This window comes from Leifsonia sp. EB41 (genome assembly GCF_041262565.1).
GTDB lineage: Bacteria > Actinomycetota > Actinomycetes > Actinomycetales > Microbacteriaceae > Leifsonia.
In genome coordinates this window covers 2,120,827-2,144,063 of the sequence record NZ_JBGCCJ010000001.1, presented here as the reverse complement: position 1 = coordinate 2,144,063, position 23,237 = coordinate 2,120,827, and the positions used below count along the sequence as shown (strand labels likewise).

At 71.5% G+C, this 23,237-nt stretch carries 22 protein-coding genes and 1 pseudogene; 10 read left to right on the top strand and 13 right to left on the bottom strand.

Annotation, left to right across the window (positions count from 1 at the left end; genetic code table 11):
• Positions 1–17: 17 nt before the first annotated feature.
• Genes ABH923_RS10530 through ABH923_RS10510 form a run of 5 tightly spaced genes read right to left on the bottom strand, consistent with a single transcriptional unit; the run spans position 18 to position 6,997 of the window.
• Positions 18–776, bottom strand: coding sequence for an SDR family NAD(P)-dependent oxidoreductase (locus ABH923_RS10530; protein ID WP_370055323.1), 759 nt, complete (start codon positions 774–776; stop codon positions 18–20).
• The gene (locus ABH923_RS10525) at positions 767–1,975 is read right to left on the bottom strand and encodes an ATP-NAD kinase family protein (protein ID WP_370055322.1); all 1,209 of its coding nucleotides are present in this window, start codon (positions 1,973–1,975) and stop codon (positions 767–769) included. Before ABH923_RS10525 ends, ABH923_RS10530 begins: the two co-directional genes overlap by 10 nt.
• Positions 1,972–3,585, bottom strand: coding sequence for an aminomethyl-transferring glycine dehydrogenase subunit GcvPB (gene gcvPB / locus ABH923_RS10520; protein ID WP_370055321.1), 1,614 nt, complete (start codon positions 3,583–3,585; stop codon positions 1,972–1,974). The genes ABH923_RS10525 and gcvPB overlap by 4 nt, the downstream gene beginning before the upstream one ends.
• Positions 3,582–4,958, bottom strand: a complete 1,377-nt coding sequence (gene gcvPA, locus ABH923_RS10515) for an aminomethyl-transferring glycine dehydrogenase subunit GcvPA (protein WP_370055320.1) — start codon at positions 4,956–4,958, stop codon at positions 3,582–3,584. The genes gcvPB and gcvPA overlap by 4 nt, the downstream gene beginning before the upstream one ends.
• Entirely contained in the window at positions 4,955–6,997 is a 2,043-nt protein-coding gene (locus tag ABH923_RS10510; protein WP_370055319.1) for a beta-galactosidase, read from the bottom strand. Before ABH923_RS10510 ends, gcvPA begins: the two co-directional genes overlap by 4 nt.
• Positions 6,998–7,113: 116 nt before the next feature.
• Here ABH923_RS10510 and ABH923_RS10505 point away from each other — a divergent pair, with 116 nt between their 5' ends.
• On the top strand, positions 7,114–7,773 hold the full coding sequence (locus ABH923_RS10505; RefSeq protein WP_370055318.1) for a GntR family transcriptional regulator: 660 nt from the start codon (positions 7,114–7,116) through the stop codon (positions 7,771–7,773).
• Between the two features lie 65 nt (positions 7,774–7,838).
• On the opposite strand, the gene ABH923_RS10500 is transcribed toward ABH923_RS10505, so the two are convergent.
• The 4 genes from ABH923_RS10500 to ABH923_RS10485 are packed head-to-tail and all read right to left on the bottom strand — an operon-like array spanning position 7,839 to position 12,640.
• Entirely contained in the window at positions 7,839–9,464 is a 1,626-nt protein-coding gene (locus tag ABH923_RS10500; protein ID WP_370055317.1) for an amylo-alpha-1,6-glucosidase, read from the bottom strand.
• Entirely contained in the window at positions 9,461–10,372 is a 912-nt protein-coding gene (locus ABH923_RS10495) for a carbohydrate ABC transporter permease (protein ID WP_370055316.1), read from the bottom strand. Before ABH923_RS10495 ends, ABH923_RS10500 begins: the two co-directional genes overlap by 4 nt.
• Positions 10,369–11,334 carry a carbohydrate ABC transporter permease gene (locus tag ABH923_RS10490; protein WP_370055315.1) on the bottom strand — a complete coding sequence of 322 codons (966 nt, stop codon included), beginning with the start codon at positions 11,332–11,334 and terminating at the stop codon, positions 10,369–10,371. The genes ABH923_RS10495 and ABH923_RS10490 overlap by 4 nt, the downstream gene beginning before the upstream one ends.
• Before the next feature lie 10 nt (positions 11,335–11,344).
• Positions 11,345–12,640 carry a sugar ABC transporter substrate-binding protein gene (locus ABH923_RS10485; RefSeq protein ID WP_370055314.1) on the bottom strand — a complete coding sequence of 432 codons (1,296 nt, stop codon included), beginning with the start codon at positions 12,638–12,640 and terminating at the stop codon, positions 11,345–11,347.
• A 151-nt stretch (positions 12,641–12,791) separates the two neighbouring features.
• Here ABH923_RS10485 and ABH923_RS10480 point away from each other — a divergent pair, with 151 nt between their 5' ends.
• Genes ABH923_RS10480 through ABH923_RS10470 form a run of 3 tightly spaced genes read left to right on the top strand, consistent with a single transcriptional unit; the run spans position 12,792 to position 14,853 of the window.
• Positions 12,792–13,820, top strand: coding sequence for a serine hydrolase domain-containing protein (locus ABH923_RS10480; protein WP_370055313.1), 1,029 nt, complete (start codon positions 12,792–12,794; stop codon positions 13,818–13,820).
• A 38-nt stretch (positions 13,821–13,858) separates the two neighbouring features.
• On the top strand, positions 13,859–14,260 hold the full coding sequence (locus ABH923_RS10475; RefSeq protein ID WP_370055311.1) for a DUF6855 family protein: 402 nt from the start codon (positions 13,859–13,861) through the stop codon (positions 14,258–14,260).
• Positions 14,261–14,277: 17 nt separating this feature from the next.
• Positions 14,278–14,853 carry a cysteine hydrolase family protein gene (locus tag ABH923_RS10470; protein WP_370055310.1) on the top strand — a complete coding sequence of 192 codons (576 nt, stop codon included), beginning with the start codon at positions 14,278–14,280 and terminating at the stop codon, positions 14,851–14,853.
• Between the two features lie 41 nt (positions 14,854–14,894).
• Here ABH923_RS10470 and ABH923_RS10465 read toward each other — a convergent pair.
• Positions 14,895–15,326: pseudogene (locus tag ABH923_RS10465) on the bottom strand (NUDIX hydrolase); the annotation flags it as partial.
• Between the two features lie 46 nt (positions 15,327–15,372).
• Between ABH923_RS10465 and ABH923_RS10460 the strand changes: the two are divergent.
• Both ABH923_RS10460 and ABH923_RS10455 read left to right on the top strand, forming a co-directional pair.
• On the top strand, positions 15,373–16,002 hold the full coding sequence (locus ABH923_RS10460) for a TMEM175 family protein (protein WP_370055309.1): 630 nt from the start codon (positions 15,373–15,375) through the stop codon (positions 16,000–16,002).
• A 46-nt stretch (positions 16,003–16,048) separates the two neighbouring features.
• On the top strand, positions 16,049–16,237 hold the full coding sequence (locus ABH923_RS10455; protein WP_370055308.1) for a hypothetical protein: 189 nt from the start codon (positions 16,049–16,051) through the stop codon (positions 16,235–16,237).
• A gap of 84 nt (positions 16,238–16,321) precedes the next feature.
• Here ABH923_RS10455 and ABH923_RS10450 read toward each other — a convergent pair whose 3' ends face one another.
• Positions 16,322–16,549 carry a hypothetical protein gene (locus ABH923_RS10450; RefSeq protein WP_370055307.1) on the bottom strand — a complete coding sequence of 76 codons (228 nt, stop codon included), beginning with the start codon at positions 16,547–16,549 and terminating at the stop codon, positions 16,322–16,324.
• A 99-nt stretch (positions 16,550–16,648) separates the two neighbouring features.
• On the opposite strand from ABH923_RS10450, the gene ABH923_RS10445 reads away from it, so the two are divergent.
• The 3 genes from ABH923_RS10445 to ABH923_RS10435 all read left to right on the top strand — a co-directional run bounded on the left by ABH923_RS10445 (position 16,649) and on the right by ABH923_RS10435 (position 22,071).
• Entirely contained in the window at positions 16,649–19,483 is a 2,835-nt protein-coding gene (locus ABH923_RS10445) for a hypothetical protein (protein WP_370055306.1), read from the top strand.
• Positions 19,484–19,609: 126 nt separating this feature from the next.
• Positions 19,610–21,856: a glycoside hydrolase family 3 C-terminal domain-containing protein gene (locus tag ABH923_RS10440; protein WP_370055304.1), complete on the top strand. Its 2,247-nt coding sequence runs from the start codon at positions 19,610–19,612 to the stop codon at positions 21,854–21,856.
• Positions 21,857–21,924: 68 nt separating this feature from the next.
• Entirely contained in the window at positions 21,925–22,071 is a 147-nt protein-coding gene (locus ABH923_RS10435; RefSeq protein ID WP_370055303.1) for a hypothetical protein, read from the top strand.
• 108 nt (positions 22,072–22,179) lie between these two features.
• Here ABH923_RS10435 and ABH923_RS10430 read toward each other — a convergent pair whose 3' ends face one another.
• Both ABH923_RS10430 and ABH923_RS10425 read right to left on the bottom strand, forming a co-directional pair.
• Positions 22,180–22,377, bottom strand: a complete 198-nt coding sequence (locus ABH923_RS10430; protein ID WP_370055302.1) for a hypothetical protein — start codon at positions 22,375–22,377, stop codon at positions 22,180–22,182.
• Between the two features lie 92 nt (positions 22,378–22,469).
• On the bottom strand, positions 22,470–22,772 hold the full coding sequence (locus ABH923_RS10425; protein ID WP_370055301.1) for a hypothetical protein: 303 nt from the start codon (positions 22,770–22,772) through the stop codon (positions 22,470–22,472).
• Between the two features lie 91 nt (positions 22,773–22,863).
• Between ABH923_RS10425 and ABH923_RS10420 the strand changes: the two genes are divergently transcribed.
• Positions 22,864–23,235 (top strand): cupin domain-containing protein, encoded by a 372-nt coding sequence (locus ABH923_RS10420; RefSeq protein WP_370055300.1) that lies wholly within the window; start codon positions 22,864–22,866, stop codon positions 23,233–23,235.
• The last annotated feature ends 2 nt before the right edge of the window (positions 23,236–23,237 follow it).

Sequence of the window (23,237 nt, the reverse complement as noted above, 5' to 3'; positions counted from 1 at the left end):
CACAGGATCCCGTCGGGTTACGCGATCCCGCCGCCGTCCGCCACGAGGGCGGTGCCGGTGACGTACGACGACTCGTCGCTCGCCAGCCAGACGACGGCCGCGGCGATCTCGGACGGCTCGCCCATCCGGCGCAGCGGGCGGTCGGCCGCCTCCGCGAGGAACGAGCCGGCCTCCTGGCCGAGCTGGCGGGCCTCGTCGCGCAGCATGCCGGTGTTCACATCGCCCGGGTTGATCGAGTTGACGCGGATGCCCTGCGGGCCGTGGTCGATCGCCAGCGCGCGGGTCATGTTGACGACCGCTCCCTTGGAGGCGCAGTACGAGATGGCCTGGCCGCCGCCCTTCAGCCCCCAGCCGCTGCCGGTGTTGATGATGGAGCCCTTCCCGGCGGCCGCCATGACGGGCACGACGTGCTTGCACATCAGGAAGACGCCGCGCACGTTGACGCCGAAGACGCGGTCCCACTCCTCGACGGTGGTCTCGACCGCGGTCGTGCGGCGGATGATGCCCGCGTTGTTGAACGAGACGTCGACACCGCCGAACGCCTCCACCACGGCGGCGACCACGCGCTGCACGTCGGCCTCGGCGGACACATCGGCGCCGAGCGCGATGGCCTCGCCGCCTGCCGCACGGATCTCGGCGGCGACGGCCTCGGCGGCCTCCTGCTGCAGGTCGACGACGGCGACGCGCGCGCCCTCCGCCGCGAAGGCGAGGGAGGTGGCGCGGCCGATGCCGCCTGCCCCTCCGGTGACGATGGCGGACTTGCCGGCTAGACGCATTCGGGTTCTCCTTCGATGGGGGCCGCTGACGCGGCACTGACAGGGTAGAGGCTCGCGGTCGCAGGCCCGGTGGTCACGCGGACGTGACCGGCCAGCCGCAGGTCGAGAGCCGCGTCGCCGGTGTCGACCAGGAGTGGCCGGCCGGCGAGGTCGATGAGTTTCTGCTCGGTGGCGACGACGAGCAGGGGAGCGGCGCCCAGCGCGGCGATCACGCGCGCGGAGAGCTGCTGGTTTCCCCGGCCGAGCAGGAAGCCCTGGCCACCGATGACGGTCACGACCGCCTGGGCGTCGTGGCCGGCGACGGCGTCGTAGGTCTGCTGCTCGGTGAGGTCTCGGGCGAGGAGGCGGCCGTCCTGCACGAGGTCGACGCCGAGCGGCGAGGTGTCGAGCCCGAGCAGGCGGCCCAGCTCAGTGGTGGTCCCGCCGGGGCCGAGGAGGTAGCGGACACCCGGGCGCATCGCCGCGGCAGCACCCGCGGCGGCGCGGCGGACGGCCTCCCTGGCGGATGCCGGGGTGGCGGCCTTGCGGGCCTGGGTTCGTCCGGCGGCGACGGGGACCGCGACCAGCGCGAAGAGGCGCGGATCGGGGCGGCCGGCGCGCAGGAGGGCCTCATCGAGGTCGAGCACTTCGGCCTCGGCGGTGGAGAGCGGGGAGCGGAGCCAGTCGGCGGCGGGAACGCCGGCGGCGGCGGGGGAGACGGCGAAGCAGCCGGAGTACATCTTGACTCCGGCGGGGATGCCGAGGACGGGCGAGCCGGCAGGGAGGCCGCGAGCGACATCCCGGGCCGTGCCGTCCCCGCCCGCGAACAGGATGAGAGATGCGCCAGCGGCCCGCAGCGCCGCCGCCGCCCGAGCCGTGTCATCCCCATCAGTACCGCCGAGGGGCACGTTCTTGTCACTTTTCGCCCCCGGAAGTGACGACAACGTGCCCTTCGCGGGGTGGTGAGGGGTGTATGCCACGCGGGGAATGAGTCCGGCGGCACGCACGGCGTCCTCTCCCAGTGCGCCGGAGGCGGTGAGGACTTCGGCGCCGGGGTGCGCGGCCGCGAGCACGCGCAGCGCCTCCAGCGCACGCTCTCCCGCACGCGGCCGGCCGCCGCGGCGCAGCGCCTCACGCTGCACCGCGGCGCCGTCGCTGCCGGCGAGCCCGGCCGGGCCGCCGACGCCCGCGACCGGGTTCACGATGAGCCCGATCGTCACACGACCGCTGCTTCCAGCTCGGGCTCCGGCGCCGTGACTCCCGAACCGTCGCCGAAGTGCTTCCGACGGTAGGCCCGCCACGTCACGGCCCAGCGCTCCGGGTCGTCCAGGTCGTCGTGGTGCGTGTGGTGCACTGTCTGGTTGTGCGGGGCGGTGCGGACGACCTCCGGGGTCTCCCGCGCCTCGCGCGCGACCTCGGCGAGCACGCGCGCGTACTCCTCCAGCTCGGCCTTCGAGTACGACTCGGTCGGCTCCAGCGTGAACGGCTGCGGCACCACGTAGGGGTGGTGGCTCGTCCAGTAGTGCATCCCGAAGTCGCTCGCGCGGATGCCGATCTCCTCGGAGCTGATGCCGGTCTCCTCGAACAGCTCCTGCCACGAGTAGCGCACCTGCTCGATGCGGCGGCGGCCGGTCGCGTACGGTGCGCTGGCACCGGGGATGTCGAGCACGAGCTTCATCAGGTAGTTGTTGTTGAGCACGGCCGTCTCCGCGACGGCGCGCAGACCGGGAGCCCCGAGGGCGCGGAGCCACGCGTAGGTGCGCACGATGTTCGGGATGACGCCGTAGAAGGGCGCGACCGACCCGATCGACTGCGGCCGGTCCGCGTCCAGCACGTACCGGACGCCCACCTTCTCGACCACGGGCCCGGGCAGGAAGGGCGCGAGCGCCTCCGACACCGCGTTGGCGCCGGAGCCGGGGCCGCCGCAGCCGTGCGGGGTGCCGAACGTCTTGTGCAGGTTGAAGTGGCACACGTCGAACCCGGCGTCGCGGGCGCGGGTTATCCCGAGGATGCCGTTGGCGTTCGCCTGGTCGTACGACGCGAGCGCGCCCACCGAGTGCGCCAGCTCGACCCACTCGCGGATGCGCGGGTTGTAGATGCCGGTGTCCTCGGGATTCGTGACCATGATCGCGGCCGTGCGCTCCGAAAGGGCGGCCCGCAGCGCCTCCACGTCGGGGTAGCCGTCGGCGTCCGGGAAGATCGTGATGACCTTGTAGCCGGCCATCTTGGCGGCTGCCGCGTTGGACGGGTGCGAGAAGATCGTCGTGATCACCTCGTCCCGCTGCTCCGCCTCGCCGCGGGACGCGTGGTAGGCGCGGATCATCGAGATGTTCGCCCAGATCGCCTCCGAGCCGCCGCTGGTCTGCAGCGAGACGCGGCTCATCCCGGAGATCTCGGTGAGCATCCGCTCGGTGCGCCAGACGATCTCCAGCACGCCCTGTGCCGTCTCCGGGTCCTGCAGCGGGTGCAGCTCGGTGAGGTCGGGCGTGCGGATGATCGCCTCGTTGACCTTCGGTGCGTACTTCATCGTGCAGGTGCCCTGGCCCACGTCGACGTTGAGGTCGGCGCCGAGGTTCTCCTGGCTGAGCCGGAGGTAGTGCTTGAGTACGCGCATCTGGCCGACCTCCGGCAGCGCGGGCGCGGAGGCGCGGCGCAGGGAGGCCGGCAATTCGGCGACGACGTCTCCGACGGCGCCGCGCACACCGTCCTCGGTGCGCGACGGGATCACGCCGCGCTCGCCTGGCGCGTGCAGCTCGAAGACGATCGGCTCGTCCCAGCGCGCCTGGTGGAACCGGCGCAGGGCGGGCTTGGGGGCGACGGGGAGGCTCATCGGGCGTTCTCCTTCAGGGCGGCGCCGAGGGCGGCGGCGAGGTCGTCGATGTCGGTCTGGGTGTTCTGCTCGGTGACGCATACCAGAAGGCGCATGTCATCCAGGGCGAGGCCCGGCTCGAAGCCGCGGGCACGCAGCGCGGCCACCAGCTCGGGGGCGGTGAGGGAGGTGGCGCTTACGTCGAGCACGAACTCCCGGAAATGGATGGCGCCGTCGGCGCGCTGCACCCCGGGGAGGGCGGTGAGCGCATCGCGAGCATATGCCGTTCGCGACATGAGCGTGTCGCCGAGCTCGGCCATCCCCTGCGGCCCCATCAGCGAGAGGTACACGCCCGCGGCGATTCCCCACAGTGCGGCTGCGGTGCCGACCCACTCCTTGCCCTCCTCGCGCACCGCGAAGGAGGTGCGGTCGTAGGCGACGTCCCCGAAGCCGTACTCGCCGGGCACGTCGGTGGACTCCAGCCCGAAAAGCCGCGACGGCATCTCCATCACGAAACGGGTGTCGTCGCGGACGGCGATGAAGCCGCCGTGCGCGCCGCCGAACCACGGGTGCAGGCCGAGCGACTGGATGTCGCCGTGCACGATGTCCGCGCCGAGGTCGGCGGGGGAGGCGAGCACACCGAGGCCGATCGGGTCGGTCCCCGCGACGAGAACCGCACCGGCCGCGTGCGCGGCATCGGCGAGCTCGCGAACCGCGGTCTCCAGCGCCCCGTGGAAGCTCGGCGTCTCGATCCAGACCGCTGCGGTGTCCGGGCCGATGAGGGCGGAGGCCGCGGCAACGTCGGCCACCCCGTCCACCGTCGGCACGATCGTGAGGTCGGCGACCGGCAGCAGGTAGTCCCGCACCTTCGACAGCTTGTCCGGGTGCGCGTCGCTGACCAGCAGGATGCCGCGACGGCCGGTGATGCGCGTCGCCATCGCCAGCGCGGTCGCCGCCGCCTGGTAACCGTCATAGGTGGGTACGTTCACGACGTCGAGGTTCAGCAGCTCGCCCATCAGCGACTGGTACTCGAACAGCGCCTGGAACCTGCCGTGATCCTCGTACGGCTCGCCCGCGTACGCGGTGAGGAACTCGCTGCGGTTGATGACCTCGTCGACGACCGCGGGCACCGCGTGGTGGTACGTGCCGGCACCGAGGAAGAGGCGACCGGGCTCCACCGCGCGGTTGCGGCGCAGCAACCCTCCGACGTGGCGGACGAGGTCCTGCTCCGCGATGAGCGGCTCCGGGAGGTCGAGATCGCGGCCGAGCCGCAGGTCCGCCGGAACGTCGGCGTAGAACTCCTCGACGGAGGTCGCGCCGACCGCGTCGAGCATGGCCTGCCGTGACTCGGGCGCCGTGTTCGGCACATACGGATGGACGAAGGGGTGGGTCATGCTTGCCTCTCGCTGTCGGTGCGGGTCGGGTGCTGGATCACGGCGACGCCGAACGCGTCGAGCGGCAGCCCGTCGCCGGCGTCCGCGCCGGTGAGCAGGTCCACGCCGCCCGGGATGCGCGGAGCGGTCCGCGTCTCCCGGCCGTGGTTGAGCACGAAGGTGAAGTCGGTGGCGCCGTCGGTGCGGGTGACGACCTCCAGCGCGGTGTCGGGCTCGCGGGCCTCCACATCGGCGGCTGCGAACACGGTGGAGAGAACGGCGCGCATCCCCGCCTGGTCCAGCCCGGCGGCCAGGTACCAGGCGGCGCCGTCACCGTGCGACCGGCGGGTGAAGGCCGGGAGGCCGGCAAGGTCGCCGTCGGCGAACCGGCCGAGAACCTCGGTGCCCGTGCCCGCCTCGATCCACTCGCCCCAGACCCGGGTCGAGTGGACGACGCCGCCGAGCTCGACCGCGCGCTGGGCGCCGTCGGCCAGCGGCCACCACTCGTCCACCTCCACGCCCAGGAGGTCGCGGAGCGGTCCCGGAGCGCCGCCCTCGTGCACCTGCTCGCGGTGGTCGACCACGCCGGAGAACGGCCCAACGACCACGTGGCCGCCACCGGCGACGAACGCGCTCAGCGCCTCGGCCTGCTCGGCGGTCGCCGCGTACAGGTTGGGGACGAGCACCACCCGGTGCGCGCCGAACGGGCCGGCAGCCCGGGCGACATCCACCGGCTGCCCGAGCGCGAACGCGGCGGCGTGCCAGGCGCGCGCCTCGGTCAGCCAGTCCAGGCGCTGCGACGGCATCGACTCGGTCTGCGTCACGCCCCACCAGGCGTCCCAGTCGGCCACCAGCGCGACCGAGGAGCGGACGCGCGTGCCGCGCACGGCCTCCAGCTTCTTCAGCTCCGCGCCGAGCGCTGTGGACTCCCGGTAGCTGCGGCTGCGCTCGCCGCGGTGCCCGAGCATCGCCGAGTGGAACTTCTCCGGCCCGAACTTCGCCTGCCGCCACTGGAAGAACATCACGCCGTCCGAGCCGTGCGCGACCGCCTGGAGGCTGCCGAGCCGGAGCTGCCCCGGCGCCTTCGGGACGTTGACGTCGCGCCAGCTCACCGCGCTCGGAGCCTGCTCCAGCAGCAGCCAGGGCCGGCCGTCCTTCAGGCTGCGCATCAGCCCGTAGTTGAGCGCGGCGCCGACATGCGCGTGCGGGTCGGCGGGGTCCGGATAGGCGTCGTCGGTGACGAGGTCCTCCGCGTCGGCGAAGTCCCAGTAGTTCAGCTCGCGGAACAGGCTCATGAAGTTGGTGGTCACCGCGATCTCGGGCGTGACCTCCCGCAGCACGTCGACCTCGGACTGGAAGAGCTCCAGGAGCGCGTCGGACGAGAACCGCTCGAAGTCCACCACCTGGGCGGGGTTGATCGGCCCGGTCGCGGTGCGCGGCGGCTCGATCTGGTCGAAGCTCAGGTAGTGCTGGCCCCAGCAGCTCGTGCCCCAGGCCTCGTTGAGGCCGGCGATGTCGCCGTAGCGGGCCTCCAGCCAACGGCGGAAGTGCCGCGCGGACTCCGGGCACCAGCACCGCGCGACGTGGTCACCGTACTCGTTGGAGACGTGCCAGAGCGCGAGCGCGGGGTGCTCGCCGTAGCGCTCGGCGAGGGCGCGGGTGAGCCGGAGGGCGGCCTCCCGGAACACGGGCGAGCTCGGGCAGTACGACTGCCGGGATCCGAACTCCAGCCGGACGCCGTCGACGTTCCACGGCAGCACCTCGGGATGCTCGCGGACGAGCCACGCGGGCGGCGTCGCGGTCGCGGTGGCCAGGTCGACCGTGATGCCGTGGGCCCAGAGGAGGTCGATGATGCGGTCCAGTCCGGCGAAGTCCCAGCTGCCGGGCTCCGGCTCCAGCAGCGGCCAGGAGAAGACGGGGAGCGTGACGATGTTGACGCCGGCCTCCACCATGAGGCGCACGTCCTCCGCCCAGACCTCCTCGGGCCACTGGTCGGGGTTGTAGTCGCCGCCGTAGGCGAGCGCGTCGAGCCGGATGCTCCGGGGCTCGGGGATCGTCATCGGTCTCCTTGTGTTCTCTGCCGTGTCGACTGTATTCTGTATACAGTAACGCTAAAGGGATCGAAGCGACGGGTCAACCCCTAAGCTGGCGACCACGAGTCCGGCCGGGAGGTCACATGGCGATCGAGCGCAAGAACCTGCGTTCACAGGTGCGCGAGGAACTCCTCGCGCGGATGCGCGCCGGCGAGGTCCGCCCGGGGGAGAGCATCAACGAGGTGCAGCTCGCGGCCGAGCTCGGCGTCTCCCGCACGCCGCTGCGCGAGGCCCTCATCGCCCTGGAGTCCGAGGGCCAGATCGAGAGCGAGAACGGCAAGGGCTTCCGCTTCGTGCCGCTCAGCGCGCAGGAGTTCGAGGACCTCTGCCCGATCATCGTCACCCTGGAGGGCCTGGCGCTCGACCTGTCGCCGGTGGACGAGCTCGCCGCCCTCGGCCAGCGCCTCGCCGCCCTGGCCGCTGCCTTCTCGGACGACCTCGCCGAGCACGCGATCGTCAACCGCAAGGACGACGAGTGGCACAACCTCATGCTGAGCGCCTGCCCCAACCGCACGCTGCTGGAGCAGATCGCCCAGGTCCGCAGCGCCATCCACCGTTACGAGAGCCTCCTCGTGGGCGACGACGTGCTCGTGGAGCGCTCGGCAGAGGAGCATGCGCAGATCGCCCGGCACCTGGTCGAGCGCGACGTCCCGGCCGCGAAGGCCGCCCTGGCCGAGAACTGGACGAACGGCATGCGCCGCTTGCTGGCCGACGCCGGCATCAACTGGGAGCGGCTGAGCTGACCCGCGCGTGGATTCGTCACGAATCGTCGCTCTCGACGACGGATAGCCGCGATTCGTGACGAATCTCAGGCGCTGACCTGTACGGCTAGGTCCACGAACAGCGCCGCCGACCACCCGAACGCGGTCGTCGCGCGCGGAGGCTTGCCGCCCGTCGACGGGTTGTAGTACTCGTGCGGACCGCCGCCGTGCATGACCAGACGCAGCGTCTCCTCGATGAGTGCCCGCGACCGCTCCGGCTGGCCCGAGACCGCGAGGCCCTCGGCGAGGAGCGCGTTGACGTTCACCCAGACCGGGCCGCGCCACATGCGCTCGTCTGAGTAGTCCGGCTCTCGGCGCGCCACCGTCGGCACGCTCCACGGCGTCGCGAAGCGGGTCGGGTCGTCCAGGGCGGCGAGGATGCCGGCCACGTAGCGCCCCGGCAGGCGGCCGGTCAGCAGCGGCAGCAGCGAGACGGCCGTCTCCGCGTCCACGGGAGCCCCCGCGCCGTACGAGCGGAAGTAGCCGGCCGACTCGTCCCACATCGCCTCCAGCAGTGCGAGGGTGCGCGACGCCCGCGCGGTGTGACGGGTGGCGCCGTCCGCGTCCCCGACAGCACGTGCGCGTCCGGCCAGCAGGTCGTCCTGCAGGATCAGGTAGGCCGCGAGGTCGGGGGAGGCCACCGGCAGCTCCGCGTCGAAGACGGGGCTGTCGTCCAGCCCGGACGAGTACGGGTGGCCGTACTCCGGCATCCCATCGCCGTCGAGGTCGGAGTGCGTGAACCACCAGTCCTGGCTGCGGGCCACGGCCTCCCAGGCGCTGTCGAAGAACGCCGGGTCGTCCACGTAGCCCTCCAGCCGGCGCAGCGCCCACGCGGCGAGCGGCGGCTTGGTCAGCGGGATGGGCGCGGTCGGGTCGGCGATGGCGGACCCCGCGCGGCGGAGGTTGTCGCGGTCACCCGGCGGGAGGTCGTCGCTCGACGCGAGGATGCCCTCGTCGTGCACGACGTCCGGGAGCTGCCCGTCCGCCCCGGCGTACCCGAAGGCGAGTTCGAGCTGCTCGCGGGCCAGGTCGGGGTCGCCGTGCCGCAGGCCGGAGGCGATGAAGTACGCGTCCCACTGCCAGAGCCCGACGTAGCCGATCTTCGACGGGACGACGGCACGGGCCCCGCGGCCGGGGAGGGAGACGATGTTGGCGCCGAGCACCCACCAGCAGAACGCGGTCATGTCGGCGAGGTCGGCCCGGACGGCGGGCGTGCGGGCGAACCAGTCCTCCCAGATCCGGGAGGTCGCGGCGAGGGCGTCGGCGTGCGCGGCCCCGCGCGCGACTCCGGTGGAGGTGATCCGCACGGCGCCGTCCGCCGAGGCGAGCGCGACGGGCGAGTCGCCGGAGGGGAGGTCGACCTCCACCGTCCACACGCCGTCGCCGCCGACGCTCAGCGCGGACGGCCCGTCGAAGGTCAGCGTCACGTCCGGGCCGAACGAGATGCGGTCGGGATGCACCGCGGACACCGCGACCGCGCGCCCGTCGCCGTCGAGCACCCGCAGCGTCCGCACGAGCACGCAGTCGTCCAGGTCGCGCTCGTACTCCGCGAGCCGCACCGTCAGAGCGTCCGGCAGCCCGGCGTCACGGAACACCAGGATCCGCGACCCCGGCAGCGTGAACGGCGCCGACTCCAGGTCGAGGAACGGCGAGACCCGGTCCGCGGCCCTCACCGGCCGCCCAGCCCCGACGCCGCCATGCTGTTCAGGATGCGCCGCTGACCGATCACGAACGCGATGAGCATCGGGATGGTGGCGATCGCCGACGCCGCCATGATCAGGCCGTAGTTCACCGACCCGAACTGACCGCGGAAGCTCTGCAGCAGCAGCGGCACCGTGAAGTTGTCCTGCGTGTTGAGGATGACCAGCGGCAGCAGGAAGTTGTTCCAGGTGCTCAGCGCCACGATGATCGCGAGCGCACCGAGCCCGGGCTTCAGGTTGGGGAGGACGACGCTCCAGAAGATCCGCCAGCGGCCGGCGCCGTCGACGATGGCGGCCTCCTCCAGCTCCTTCGGCAGCGACAGCACGAACTGGCGCATCAGGAACACCGCGAACGGGTTGGCCAGCGCGGCCGGCACGATCAGCGCGAGGTGCGAGTCCACCCAGCCGAGCCTCGCCATCAGGAAGTAGAACGGGATGAGCGTCACCTGCATCGGGATCATCTGCGTCGCCAGGAAGACGACGAACAGCACCCGGCTGCCGCGGAACGGGATGCGCGCGAACGCGTACCCGGCCATCGCGGCGGTGATCAGCGTGCCGACGACGACGAGCACCGCGATGTAGATCGTGTTCCAGTAGGCGCTGCCGAACGGGACGTCGTTCCAGGCGTCCACGTAGTTCTGCAGCGTGAACGGCTGCGGCCAGAAGCTCAGCGGGTCGTTCAGCAGCTGCGGCAGCGACTTGAACGAGGTGATCAGCATCCAGAGGAACGGGAACACCATCGCGATCCCGCCGGCGAGCAGCACGACGTGGAGGGCGGCATTGCGGGCGCGGGAGGCGCCGCGGCCGGTGCGGGGCGCCCGGGGCGCGGAGGCCGGCGGGGCGGCGGTCGGGGTGGGCGTCCGGAGCTCAGCGGTGGTCATGCTGCACCATCCTCGTAGTGGACGAACTTCTTCTGCGCGGTGAACTGGATCCCCGTGATGATCAGCGTGATGACCAGCAGGATGATGGAGGCCGCGCTCGCGGGGCCGAACTGGAACTTCCCGAAGCCCAGGTCGTAGATGTGGTAGACGATCGTCCGGGTCGCGTTGTCCGGCCCGGCGTTCGCCGTGAGGATGAAGACGGTGTCGAAGGTCTGCAGCGAACTGATGAACGCGATGACCGTCGAGAAGAAGATGATCGGCGACAGCAGCGGCAGCCGCACCCGGAAGAACAGGGTGAGCGCGCCGGCGCCGTCGAGCCGTGCGGCCTCGATGACCGCGGGCGAGATGTTCTGGAGGCCGGCCAGGAAGATGATGACGTTGAGGCCGACCGACGACCAGATCGTCACGATGCACACGGCGAGCAGGGCCAGGTGCGGGTCGCCGAGCCAGTCCGGCGGAGCGACGTGGAAGACGGAGGCGATGAAACCGCTGATCACGCCGTCCTTGCGGAAGAGCTGCTGCCAGATCATGGCGACCGCGACCGACGAGGTGACGACCGGCGCGAAGAACAGGATCAGGTAGAGCGTCCGCGTCTTGAGCCGTTCGAGCGCGACCGCGAGCACGACGGCGAGCCCGAGGCCGATCGGCACCGTGATGAGCGCGATCAGCAGGGTGTTGAGGATCGACCTCCCGAACAGCGGGTCGGTCAGCTCCGTTTTGAAGTTGTCGAAGCCGACCCAGCTCAGGTCGTTGAGGCCATCCCAGTGCGCGAAGGCGAGCACCATGCTCGCCGCGAACGGCACGACGACGAAGAGCGCCATCCCGAGCAGCTGCGGGCCGACGAAGACGTAGCCCCAGCGGCGGTCGCGACGCCGCCAGGCGGACTCCTTGCGGAGCCCGCCCGGCGAGACGGGGGTGACCTCGGCCTCGGTGACGACGGCCGCTTCTCCCAGTGCGCTCACGTCCGTCGCCTCACTTGCCGCCGGTCTTGTCGGCGATCATCTTCGCGACGTCGTCGAGCGTGGCCTGCGTGGACTCCTTGCCCTGGTACAGCGCCAGCATCTTGTCGCTGATGTCGCTGGAGAGCCCGGGCACGGAGGCCTCGGTGGTCGGGTCCTCGAACCCGATGTCCCGCATGTCGATCATGGTCTGCGCGTGTGCCGGGTAGCCGTCCAGGACGACCGAGTCGGCGCCCTTGATGGACGGGACCGCGTTGCCGCCGCCCTTCAGACGGAAGGTCTGGCCCTCCGCAGACAGGAAGTTCGTCCAGAACGTGAACGCGGCGTCCTGGTTCTTCGTCTTGGCGTTGATCGCGAGGTAGCTGACCGCGACGCCGGTGGGAGCGGCCTTGCCGGATGGCGTCGGCCAGGGCGCGACGTCGTAGTTCTCCGGGTCGCCCGCGGCCTTCACGGTGCCGATCGTGTAGCGGCCCTGGACGAAGAAGCCGGCCTTATGGGTGACGAACACGCTGTCCGCGCCGGCGCCCGTCGGAAGGGTGTCGGCGACGACGAAGGTGCCGTTCTGGAAGTTCTTGGCCAGTACGTCCATCGCCTTGACGCTGGTCGGGTCGGTGTTGGCGACGAACTTCCCGCTGGAGTCGAAGGCCGTGCCGCCCTGGGAGGAGATCCAGCCGTAGTGGGTGGACCAGTAGTTCCAGAACATGGAGCCGGTCAGTCCGGCCTTGTGCAGCTTCTCGTTCATGTCGAGGAAGGCCGCGGTGGTCCACTTGCCCTCGGCCGCGAGCTTCGCCGGGTCCTCGGTGACGCCGGCCTTCTTCAGGGCCGCCTTGTCGTACCAGAGGGCGTCCGGGTTGGAGTCGTTGGGCGCCGCGTAGAGCTCGTCGCCCTTCTTGGTGGCGCCGAACAGGCCCTGCGCGAAGTCGGCGGGCTTGGTCTTGCTGGCCGAGGAGTTCATCAGCGCGTTCAGCGGCAGCAGCGCCTTGGAGTTGACGAACTGCCCGATCTTGTCGTCTCCGATGTAGAAGACGTCAGGAGCCGTGCCGGATGCGAGCTCGGCGAGCAGCTTGGTGTGGTAGTCGCCGTAGTCGGCGACCGGCTGCAGCACGACCTTGATGTCGGGGTGCTGCTTCATGAACTGGGTGTCGAATTCCTTGTACCGGGTGAGTTCCTCGGGGGTTCCCCAGGTGGACCAGACGACGGTCTTGGTGCCGGATCCGCCGTTGCCGGAGCAGGCGGCGAGTCCGAGAGCCAATGCGGCGGCCGCCGTGATGGCCAGCGCCCTTCTCACCTTTGAGTCGACGCGAGACATGAGTACCTCGTTCCTTGAGAGTCTCTGCTGTGGGGTGGTGCTGAATTGATCTGTATTCTGTATACAGTAGGCAGAAAGCGAATGCAAGTGTTCGGGCAGCACCGAAAACCCACTCCTTGCACCCTCCAGGAAGGCACGCGATGATGCGGTCATGCCCGACTTCCGCCGCGTCCTCGACCTCGTGGACAGTCGCGGGGGCGCGTCATGGCTCACCGTCGTCCACAGCGGGGAGGTCGTCCTCGACCGCCGGGTCGGGTGCGATCGCGACGCTCTGTTCTACACGTTCTCGGTGAGCAAACCCTTCGTGGCCCTCGCCGTGCATCTGCTCGCCGAGCGGGGGATGCTGCGGCTGGACGACCCGGTGGCTGCGCACTGGCCCGCGTACGCGCGCGGCGGGAAGTCGGACATCACCATCCGGCACGTCCTCTCGCACCGCGCAGGCGTGCCGTACTCGACCGGCACGCTGCTGGGCGACACCGTGCGCATGACCGACCCGCGGCGGTCCGTGGCGGCGGCGGAGGACGCGCGCCCGCGCTGGGCTGCGGGTGAAGTCGTGGGCTACCACGTGCTGAGCTTCGGCTTCATCCTCGGCGAGCTGGTGCGCCGTGTCAGCGGGATGCCGGCCGAGCGCTTCATCGCCGAGAACCTCCTGCGCCCGGCCGGGCTGACCGAGACGACGCTCGGCCTCCCGGAGGCGGCGGCCGGCCGGGCCGTCCCGCTCCGCGCCCTGAGCGCTCCCGAGCGGGCGAGGACCCTCCTCTTCAACCGGCCGCGCACCCGCGCGGTGCCGGTGCCGGCCGCGGCGGTCAGCACCAACGGCCGCGAGCTGGCGGAGTTCTACCACCTGCTGCTGGCGGGCGGCGAGGGCGTGCTCCGCCCCGAGACGATCGCCGCGGCTCGTGCCGTCTCCAGCGACGGCGAGCCCGACCGGATCATGGGCCACCCGGTGCGCTGGGCGTACGGCTTCCAGCTCGGCGGCCCGATCGGCCTGGCGCGCCCGACCGGCTCCCGAGCGGACCCGCGCACGTTCGGCCACAACGGCAGCAGCATCTGCAACGTCTGGGCCGACCCGGCGCGGGACGTCGTGCTCGCCTACCTGACCAACACCGCCGACGAGCGTCGCCGCGCCCTCCGCCACCTCAGCGACGTGAGCGACGCGGTACTGGTGGCCTGCGACTGAGCGGGTCCAGACTTCTCGCAGAGACACTAGGAGGAACCATGAGCGCAGGCACGAAGGACGATCCGTGGCGGCTGACCACGGCGCCGGGCACTTCGGAGTACACGATGTACCGCGACGACGCGGCCGACCCGCCCGCACTGGTCTGCCAGGTCGGCTCGACCCGGCTGAGCTACCACGCGAGCGCGATCGACGACCTCGCGACGTGGTTGCGCGCGCAGGGCGACTGGGTGCCGTTGGGCGCCGCGGACGAGAACAAGCCGGTGGTCGCCGGCACGATCGAGGCCTGGGGCCGCGACCCGGTGAACCCGGTCGGCGGCTGGTACGGACTCCGCAAGGGCTACCGCGGCCGGTTCGGGATGTACCTGCCGCCGCTACTGGAGCAGCTCGGGCTGATCGAGCTGACGCACGACTCGCGCAACAACAAGGCGCGGGCGAAGTAGCGAGGTAGTTTATCCATGTGAACGATCTCGCCTTGAACCCCGCCACGACCGCGCTCCTGCTCATGGACCTCCAGCCGGGCATCCTCTCCCGCATGCCCGATGCCGACGCGTTCCTCGCCGGGCTGACGCGCGCCAGGGAGGCCGCCCGCGCCGCCGGTGTCACCGTCGGCTATGTCCGCGTCGCCCTCACCGCGGAGGAGGCCGCCGCCATCCCGCCGCGCTCCCGGTTCGCCGGCGCGGCCGAGCGTCTCGACGCGAGCCGCCCCGAGACGCAGATCGATCCGCGCATCGCTCCCGCCGACGGCGAGATCGTCGTGCGCAAGAAGCGCGTCGGCGCGTTCAGCACCACCGACCTGAAGGAGCAGCTCGACGCGCGCGGCATCGACACCCTCGTGCTCGCGGGCGTCGCGACGAGCGGCGTCGTCCTCTCGACCGTGCGCGATGCGTCCGACCGCGACTACCGGCTGGTCGTGCTGGAGGACGGCTGCTGGGACTCCGATCCCGAGGTCCACCAGGTGCTCACCGCGAAGGTGTTCGCCCGCGGCGGCGTGACCGTCACCAGCATCGACGACCTCATCGCGTCGATCGCGTAGAGCGCGACCTCCGCCAGTCCCGGTGCCAGGTCGGCCGGTGCATCCGGACCGGCCAGGGAGTCCACCGGCAGCCAGTGCAGCTCCTGCGACTCGTCCTCGCCGGGCGCCCCGGCCGGGTCGGTGGTCGCGACGAACGCGTACACGATGTCGGTGTGCGCGTGGTCGTCGGTGATCGGGTGCACGTCCACGACGAGCGGCGTCGGGAGCACGGCGATGCCCTCGGCGCGCTCGATCCGGTGCGCCGGCTGGAGCAGCAGGAGCTGCTCCAGGTCGAAGCCGGACTCCTCGCGCAGCTCGTGCGCGACCGCGGCCCACGGGTCCTCCGCGCGCTCGACGTGCCCGCCCGGCTGCATCAGGATGCCGCGCTTGCGGTGACGGTGCACGAGCAGGCAGGTGCGTCCGTCGAGCTCGCGGAAGATCAGCGCGCTCGCCGTGAGGTCGTACTCGCCCGGTCCGGTGTTGAGGTGCGGCATCCCCGCAGTCTCGCATGAACGGGCGACCGTCAGGCAGTATGTGCGTATGGCGGTGGTGCGGACACAGCGGGGATTCGACCGGTTGGTCAACTTCTCCGACGCCGTCGTGGCCATCGCGATCACCCTGCTCATCCTCCCGCTGGTCGATGCGGGGCCGGAGGTCGCGAGGGAAGGCATCGGTCCGTACTTCCAGCACAACTTCTGGCAGCTCCTGGCCTTCGTGATCTCCTTCGTCGTCATCGCGCGGCTCTGGATGGTGCACCACCAGGTCTTCGGCTGGATCGAGAGCTACACGCCCGCGCTGCTGTGGCTCAACATGCTGTGGCTGGCGTGCATCGTGTTCATGCCGTTCACCGCGAACGTCCTCTCCGACAGCCCGAACGAGAAGCCGGACGTCTACGCGCTCTACATCGGCAATCTGCTGCTGACGACCCTGGCCATGCAGCTCATGGAGCTCCTCATCGTGCGCACGCCGGGGATGCTGTCGGAGGAGGGCGCCGCCCAGTCCGATCCCCTGCGCGGCTGGACCTTCATCATCCTGTTGGTCGTCTCCGGGGTGCTGGCGGTGCTCTTCCCGGGCGTCGGGATGCTGTGGCTGCTGCTGCTGTTCCTCTCGCGACCGCTCCACATCCTCCTGAGCAGGCTGACGCGCTCGCGCGAGCACGCGGGCGCCTGACCGGACGACCCTTCCCACGGGCGTGGCCGGGGGCTATCGTCGCGGCATGCGACCCAAGACCTTTTTCGTGCTCCTCCTCATCGCGGTGGCCTACCTCCTGGGCTCACGGGCCGGCCGGGAGCGCTACGACCAGATCGTCGAGTCGGTGACCGCGTTCTGGAACAACCCGGACGTCAAGAAGGCGCGCAAGAACGCCAAGAAGCAGGCCGAGAAGGCCCGCAAGCGCTACGCCTGACCCGCGAGGGGCACGTTGTTGTCACTTTTGGGCGCTAAAAGTGACAACAACGTGCCCCTCGACGGTCGGATTCGGGGCGCGGGCTCAGGGCTCGCGGTAGTCGCCGTCGGTGTACTCGCCCTCGGGTGCGTCGGCCGGCTCGTCGACGTCGGTGTACGAGCCCTCGACCTCGGGCTCAGGGCCGGGGTTCTCCTCGGTCTCCGTATACTGACCGTGGACCGTGCGCTCGTGCGGTCCTTCGTCGTCGGACTCGGTGTAGCTGCCCTCGAGGTTCTCGCGGGCGTCGCCGGTGGGCTCTTCAGGGTTGCTCATAGCGAGGAGATTACGCTTTCGCGGCCCGCGCGACCAGAGTCCTGCACAGGCGCGCACTCCCTGTAGACGCACCTGTCCGCCCCCCGGTACCCTGCGGGCATGGCGCGGTCGCCGTCGGTCTTCGCCACGCGCGGGCCGACCGTCCTGGAGCTGAGGATCCACGGGATCAAGAACACGCCGCCGGCGGAGATGCTCGGCGTCGCGCCAGGTGACGTGCGCCCGGACCAGGCCGACGAGAACGGCGGCTTCTACGTCCCGACCGTCGACCCGTCCGATCCGTCCGATCCGGCGACGCCTCCGACCGTGATCCGCCGCGAGGGCTACTCGTGGGGGATGCTGGCCCGCTACGGCGGCGGCGCGCTCGTGGCGATCGGCCAGTTCTTCGTGCAGCTCGCCTGGCTGCTCATCCTGCCGTTCGGGCTGTGCAACACCGCCTACTGGACGCGCCGCATCCCCGACCAGCCGCGCACCGGCGAATGGCAGGCCGGCCGCGGTGCTGCGTCGCTGAGGGTGTTCGCGCTCGGCCTCACCCTCCTGTACGTGTGCGCGCTGGCCTCGGTGAGCCTGGACCTGATCGGGACGCAGTGCCTGGCGCGCCCGTCGCTGTGCCCGGCGCTGCCCGGCTGGGTGACCGCGTTCTTCACCTCGCCCGGGCTCGACCACCGCGGCATCCGGGTCGCCTTGCTCTCTCTCGTCCCGATCGCGGGCGTGCTGCTGCTGTTCTTCGTCTCTCACCAGGCGCGCACCCGGTACGAGGCCGGGATCTTCGGCACCGCCGCCAAGATCCGTGCCGCCAGCGACCTCAGCGGTGTGACGGAGGGTCAGGCCGCCGCCCCGCGCCGCCCGCTCGCGACGGACGGGTTCTGGGGGATCACCCGGGTGAAGGCGCCGAGCGAACTGCTGCACACAGCGGCTGCGTTCTTCCTGATGGCGCTGCTGGTCGGCTGGGACGGCGTGTTCTGGACGTGCGCGCCCGCCGGTGTCGACGTCCCGCCGGAGTGCCTGGACCCGGCGACCACTCCGCTCCTGTCGCGGTGGTGGCTGACCCTCGGCGCGGTTCTCGGCGCGGCCGGACTGGTCCTGGTCATCGCCCTTGTCGTGCGCAATGTGGACACCACCGTGCACGGCCGCGCCGAGCGGGGGATGGCGGGGGTCCAGCCCGACCTCCGGAACGCCCGCCGGCACACGCTCATCCGGTTGACGCTGCGGCGCAGGGAGGCCGTGGCCGGGTGGATGCTGCTGGCCGCGATCGTGGTCTACGCCGCGGTCGCCGTGGCGGTGGCGGTGCCCGCCGGGCCGACCGTGGAGCACGCGCCCTCGTTCCTGGGCCTGGTGATCGCGCCCTCCATCATCCTCGGCGTGCTGCTCGCCATCGCCCTCTCGGCCCTCGGCTGGCGCCGCGGGGTGCCGCGCTGGCTGTCCGTGATCGTGGTGGCGGTCGGCGGCGTCTCCCTGCTGGTCGCGGTCGTGTCCACTCCGAAGGATCTGCGCCTCGCGCCGCTCACCATGGCCGCGTACCTGCTCGCCGCCCTCGCCGCGGTGCTGCTCGCCGCGCTGGTGATCTTCTGGCCGATGGGCCGCCGCCGCAGCTTCGCCTACCAGGGCTGGCGCGGGACCGGCCCCGGCGTGATCATGCTGCTCTCGCTCGGCGGCGCCATGCTGCTGTCGACCCTCCTCGTGCTCGGGACGCAGTGCGCGCTCGCCTCCACCGGCGGTCCGACCCCGATCTGCCCGCTCACCCCCGGCGGCCTGACGACGCCGGTCGCGTACCGCAACTTCGGCGGGACGGTGCCGGTGCTCGCCGTCGCGCTCGTGCTCTTCGTGCTCGTCGTCGCCGTGCTGCGGATGCGCACGACGCCGCGCCTGACGACGCCGGAGACCGTCGGAGGCCGGGCGATCCGCGAGCCGCTGCGCAGCTACCGCGACGGGCGGGTGCCGCAGGTGAAGTCGGCGGGGAAGCTGGACTTCCGGATGCTGAACGCCCGCCGGTCGGCCGCCCTGTTCCACCGCGGGGAGCCGGTGCTCGGCCTCCTCGCCGCGCTGCTCGCGCTCGGCGTCGGCGTCGCGATCGCCCTTCCGCAACCGCTGCGTCCCGCCCTGCTGGACCTCGCCCTCCCGGCGCTCGGCGTGATCTCGGTCGCCGCCGTCGTGACGATCGCGGAGAACGCGCTGACGACGAAGGAACGCCCGATCGGCGTGATGTGGGACCTGATGTGCTTCCTCCCGCGCGCCGGCCACCCGTTCGGGCCGCCCTGCTACGCCGAGCGCGTCATCCCGGAGCTGCGCGACCGGATGGTCGCGTGGCTGGAGGCCGACATCGCCCCGGGCGCGGGGACGGTGGGGGACCGCCGCACCGCCGAGGAGCGCGCCCGCGACGAGCTGCGGGCGCTGACGACGCGCCAGCGCCGCAAGGTCGTCGTCAGCGCGCACAGCCTCGGCGCAGTCCTCGCCGTCTCCACGATCTTCACCCTCGGCGCCGACACCACCGACGGCCTCAAGAACGTCGCCCTGCTCACCTACGGCACGCAGCTCCGCGCCTACTTCGGCCGCTTCTTCCCCGAGCTGTTCGGCCCTGCCGCGCTCGGCACCCTCCCGAGCCGCGCGCCGTCGCTGTGGAAGGCCGACCCCTGGCTGAGGCAGGTCGTGGAGGACCACAACGCCGAGGGCTCAGGAGGCCGCGACCCCGCCGAACGCGACAAGCCCACGCTGCGCGAGCTGCTGACCCAGCCGGACGGCTCGGTGGCTTGGGTGAATCTGTGGCGCCGCACCGACTACCTCGGCTTCCCCGACGCGTCCTTCAAGGACAACGAAATCGACCGCGGCGCGGACGAGTTCGGCCCACCGCTCTACCTCGTGAAAGTGGCGACCCACCCCGGCTACCAGGCCTCCACCCAGTACATGACCGCCCTCCGCGACCTCATACGGCGACTCTGACGCGGCGTACATTCGTGCCGAATGTCGCCTTACGCGCGCCCAGAACGTACATTCGGCACGAATGTCCTTCCTTAAAACCGAGTGGTGTAAGGTATTGCCACCCACGACCGCATCCGAAGGAGAATCATGGTCGACAGCCTTGCCCGAGCATCCGAACTCACCGTCGAGGAGAAGGCGTCGCTCACGAGCGGTCGCAGCTTCTGGGAGACCGAGGGCGTCGACCGCGCCGGCATCCCCTCCATCTACCTGACCGACGGCCCGCACGGCGTGCGCAAGCAGGCGCAGGGCGGCGACCACCTCGGCATCGGGGACAGCGTCCCCGCCACCTGCTTCCCGCCTGCGGTGGCGCTCGGCTCCTCCTGGGACGCCGAGCTGCTGGAGCGGGTCGGCGCGGCGCTCGGCGAGGAGGCCAAGGCCGAGGGCGTCGGCGTGCTGCTCGGGCCGGGCATCAACATCAAGCGCTCGCCGCTGTGCGGGCGCAACTTCGAGTACCTCTCCGAGGACCCGATCGTCTCCGGCCGCCTCGGCGCCGCCCTGGTCCGCGGCCTCCAGTCGCAGGGCGTCGGTGCCTCGCTCAAGCACTTCGCCGCCAACAACCAGGAGACCGACCGCCTGCGCGTGAGCGCCGACGTGGACGAGCGCCCGCTGCGCGAGATCTACCTGCGCGGCTTCCAGCACGTCGTGACGCACGCCCAGCCGTGGACGGTGATGTGCTCCTACAACCGGATCAACGGCGTCTACGCGAGCGAGGACCCGTGGCTGCTCACCTCGGTCCTCCGCGACGAGTGGGGCTTCGAGGGGCTCGTCGTCTCCGACTGGGGCGCGGTCAACGACCGGGTGAGCGCGCTCGTGGCCGGGCTCGACCTGGAGATGCCGTCCACCGGCGGCGTCACCGACGCCCAGCTCGTCGCCGCCGTGCGCGACGGCTCGCTGGCGGAGTCCGTGCTCGACACCGCCGCCGACCGCGTGATCGACCTGGTCGGCAAGGCGCTCGCCGGGGCCGACGCGGGCGCGACCTACGACGCGGAGGCGCACCACGCCCTCGCCAGGGAGGTCGCCGGGCGCACCATCGTGCTGCTCAAGAACGAGGGCGTCCTCCCGCTCGCGACCGACGCCGGCCGCACGATCGCGGTCGTCGGCGAGTTCGCGCGGACGCCGCGCTACCAGGGCGCCGGCTCCTCCCAGATCGTCCCGACCCGCCTCGACAACGCGCTCGACGAGCTGCACGCGCTCGCCGGAGACGCGACCGTCGTGTTCGCCCCGGGTTACGCGCTCGGCGCGGACGCCGACGAGGTGGCGCTGACGGCGGAGGCCGTCGGGGTCGCGTCCGGCGCCGACGACGTCGTGGTCTTCCTCGGCCTCCCCGGCGAGGACGAGTCGGAGGGCTTCGACCGCGAGCACCTTGAACTGCCGGCCGCGCAGACCGCGCTGCTGGAGGCCGTGATCGCCGCCAACCCGCGGGTCACTGTCGTGCTCTCCAACGGCGGCGTCGTGCGCGTCTCCGGCTGGGCGGATCGTGTGCCCGCGATCGTGGAAGGCTGGCTGCTCGGCCAGGCCGGCGGCGGCGCGGTCGCGGACGTGCTGTTCGGCGTCGTCAACCCGTCCGGCCGGCTGGCGGAGACCATTCCGGTGCGCCTGGAGGACACCGCCTCGTACCTCAACTTCCCCGGCGAGAAGGGCCACGTCCGCTACGGCGAGGGTCTCTTCGTGGGCTACCGCGACGTCGACGCGCGCGACGCGGCGGTCGCCTTCCCGTTCGGCCACGGCCTCTCGTACACGACGTTCGCGTTCGGGGCGCCCACGGCGACCGCGACGGCCGAGGGCATCCGTGTGACGGTGGACGTCACCAACACCGGCGACCGCGACGGCCGGGAGGTCGTCCAGGTCTACGTGTCCGTGCCGGCCTCCCGTGTGCAGCGCCCGGTGCGCGAGCTGAAGGGCTTCGCCAGCCTCGCCGTGGCCGCCGGCGCCACCGCGACGGCGGTGATCGACCTGGCCGCCGAGGACCTCGCCTACTTCGACACCGAGCTCGGCGGCTGGACCGTGGAGGGCGGTGACTACGTCGTGGAGGTCGGGGCGTCGTCCCGCGACCTGCGCGGCTCGGCCGTCGTGACGCTCGCCGGCGACGGGCGCGCGGCGCCGCTCACCGTCGACTCGACGCTCGGCGAGTGGCTCAGCCACCCGGTCGGCGGCCCCATCCTGAGCGCGGCGCTTGCCCAGAGCGCGGAGGCTCAGGGGATGGGCGCCATGCTCAACGACCCGGGCCTGCGCCGGATGGCGGAGTCCATCCCGCTGGTCCGAGCGGCTTCGTTCCCGGGCAGCCCGGTCACCGCCGAGCAGCTCGACCAGCTCGTGGCCGCGGCGAACCGGTAGGGTACGCCCCTTTCGGCGACGCTGAACCCCCTTGCGGACGCAGGGGGGTTCGGCGTTTCGTGGGCCGCATGAGCGACACGAGCGGACTCCCGAACCCGGACGCTGATCACGGCGACGACGACGACGGCGCCGAGCCGCCACCCGCGGACTTCGACCCGGCCGAGCAGCCGTCCAACCCCGACCTCGTCGGCGATCCTGAGTCGCCGGACGAGTGACCGGCCGCGTGGTCGTGCGACCGCGCCCAGAGACTGCAGCCCCGCTCCGTCATCCCGGGCGGGGCTGCACTGCGTCTCGGTGTCTCGGCGTCTCAGGATCTCTGCGCCTCAGCGCTTCGGCCGCCGGCTCGCGTACAGCCACACCGCGCCGACGATCGCGCCGACCACGAGCATCCCGATCCCGACCTCCAGGATCGACGCGTCGCCGGAGCGGGGCACGATCAGGCCCACCACGAAGAGCACAGCGCCGAGGTTGAGCAGCACCGCGGCCACCCAGCCGAGCGTCGTGCGCAGCGCTGCGTTCATTGCGGGTATCGTAGCCGCCGCCTCTCCGCGAACGCCCCCAAGGGGAGATATTCGGGGCATCCGCGCGCCCCGGTCGGTGTCCGACCCGAGCGTCAGGCCTCGCCCGGGTGGACGACCGACGGCGTGGGCGGCTCGTCGAGCGCCTCGTTGATGAGTGCGGCCACCAGGAACTTCCAGTCCGACCCCTCGTGCAGCGTCTCCAGATAGCCCACGGGGATCGCGCCGAACACCGGCTCGTGCTCCTCGCCCTCCGCCGACACCCGGACCAGCCGCCCCAGCTCGGCGTGCGACTCGTCGAGCACGACCCACTCGCCCGGCGCCTTCTTCTCCACGTGGAAGATGCGCTCCCGATACGGGTACCGGACGCTCGACATCTCCAGTTCGCTGGCGGACATGGTCATCCTTCCGTCGGTGGACGCTCCTTGTGAGAGCATCCAACGCCCCAGGGGCTGTCCTTGGCAAGATGCGCTGCCTACGCTGGGCCGCATGAGCACTCCCGACGTCCACAACATCGACGCGGCGTTCGCACTCGTCCCCGAGCCCTGGCAGCCGCACCGGCTGACCAGCGTGAACGACTACGACGTGAAGGTCGCCCGGCTGCAGGGTTCGTTCATCTGGCATTCGCACCCGGACACCGACGAGCTGTTCCTCGTGATCTCCGGGCGGCTCGTCATCCAGCTCCGTGACCGCGAGGTGGAGCTGGGACCGCACGACGTGTTCGTGGTCCCGAAGGGCGCCGAGCACTGCCCGTTCGCGGAGGAGGAGGCGCTGGTCCTGATGTTCGAGCCGAAGGGCACCGTGAACACGGGCGACCAGCCGGGGGAGCGCACGAGCGCGCTGCGGGAGCTGCCGGACTGAGC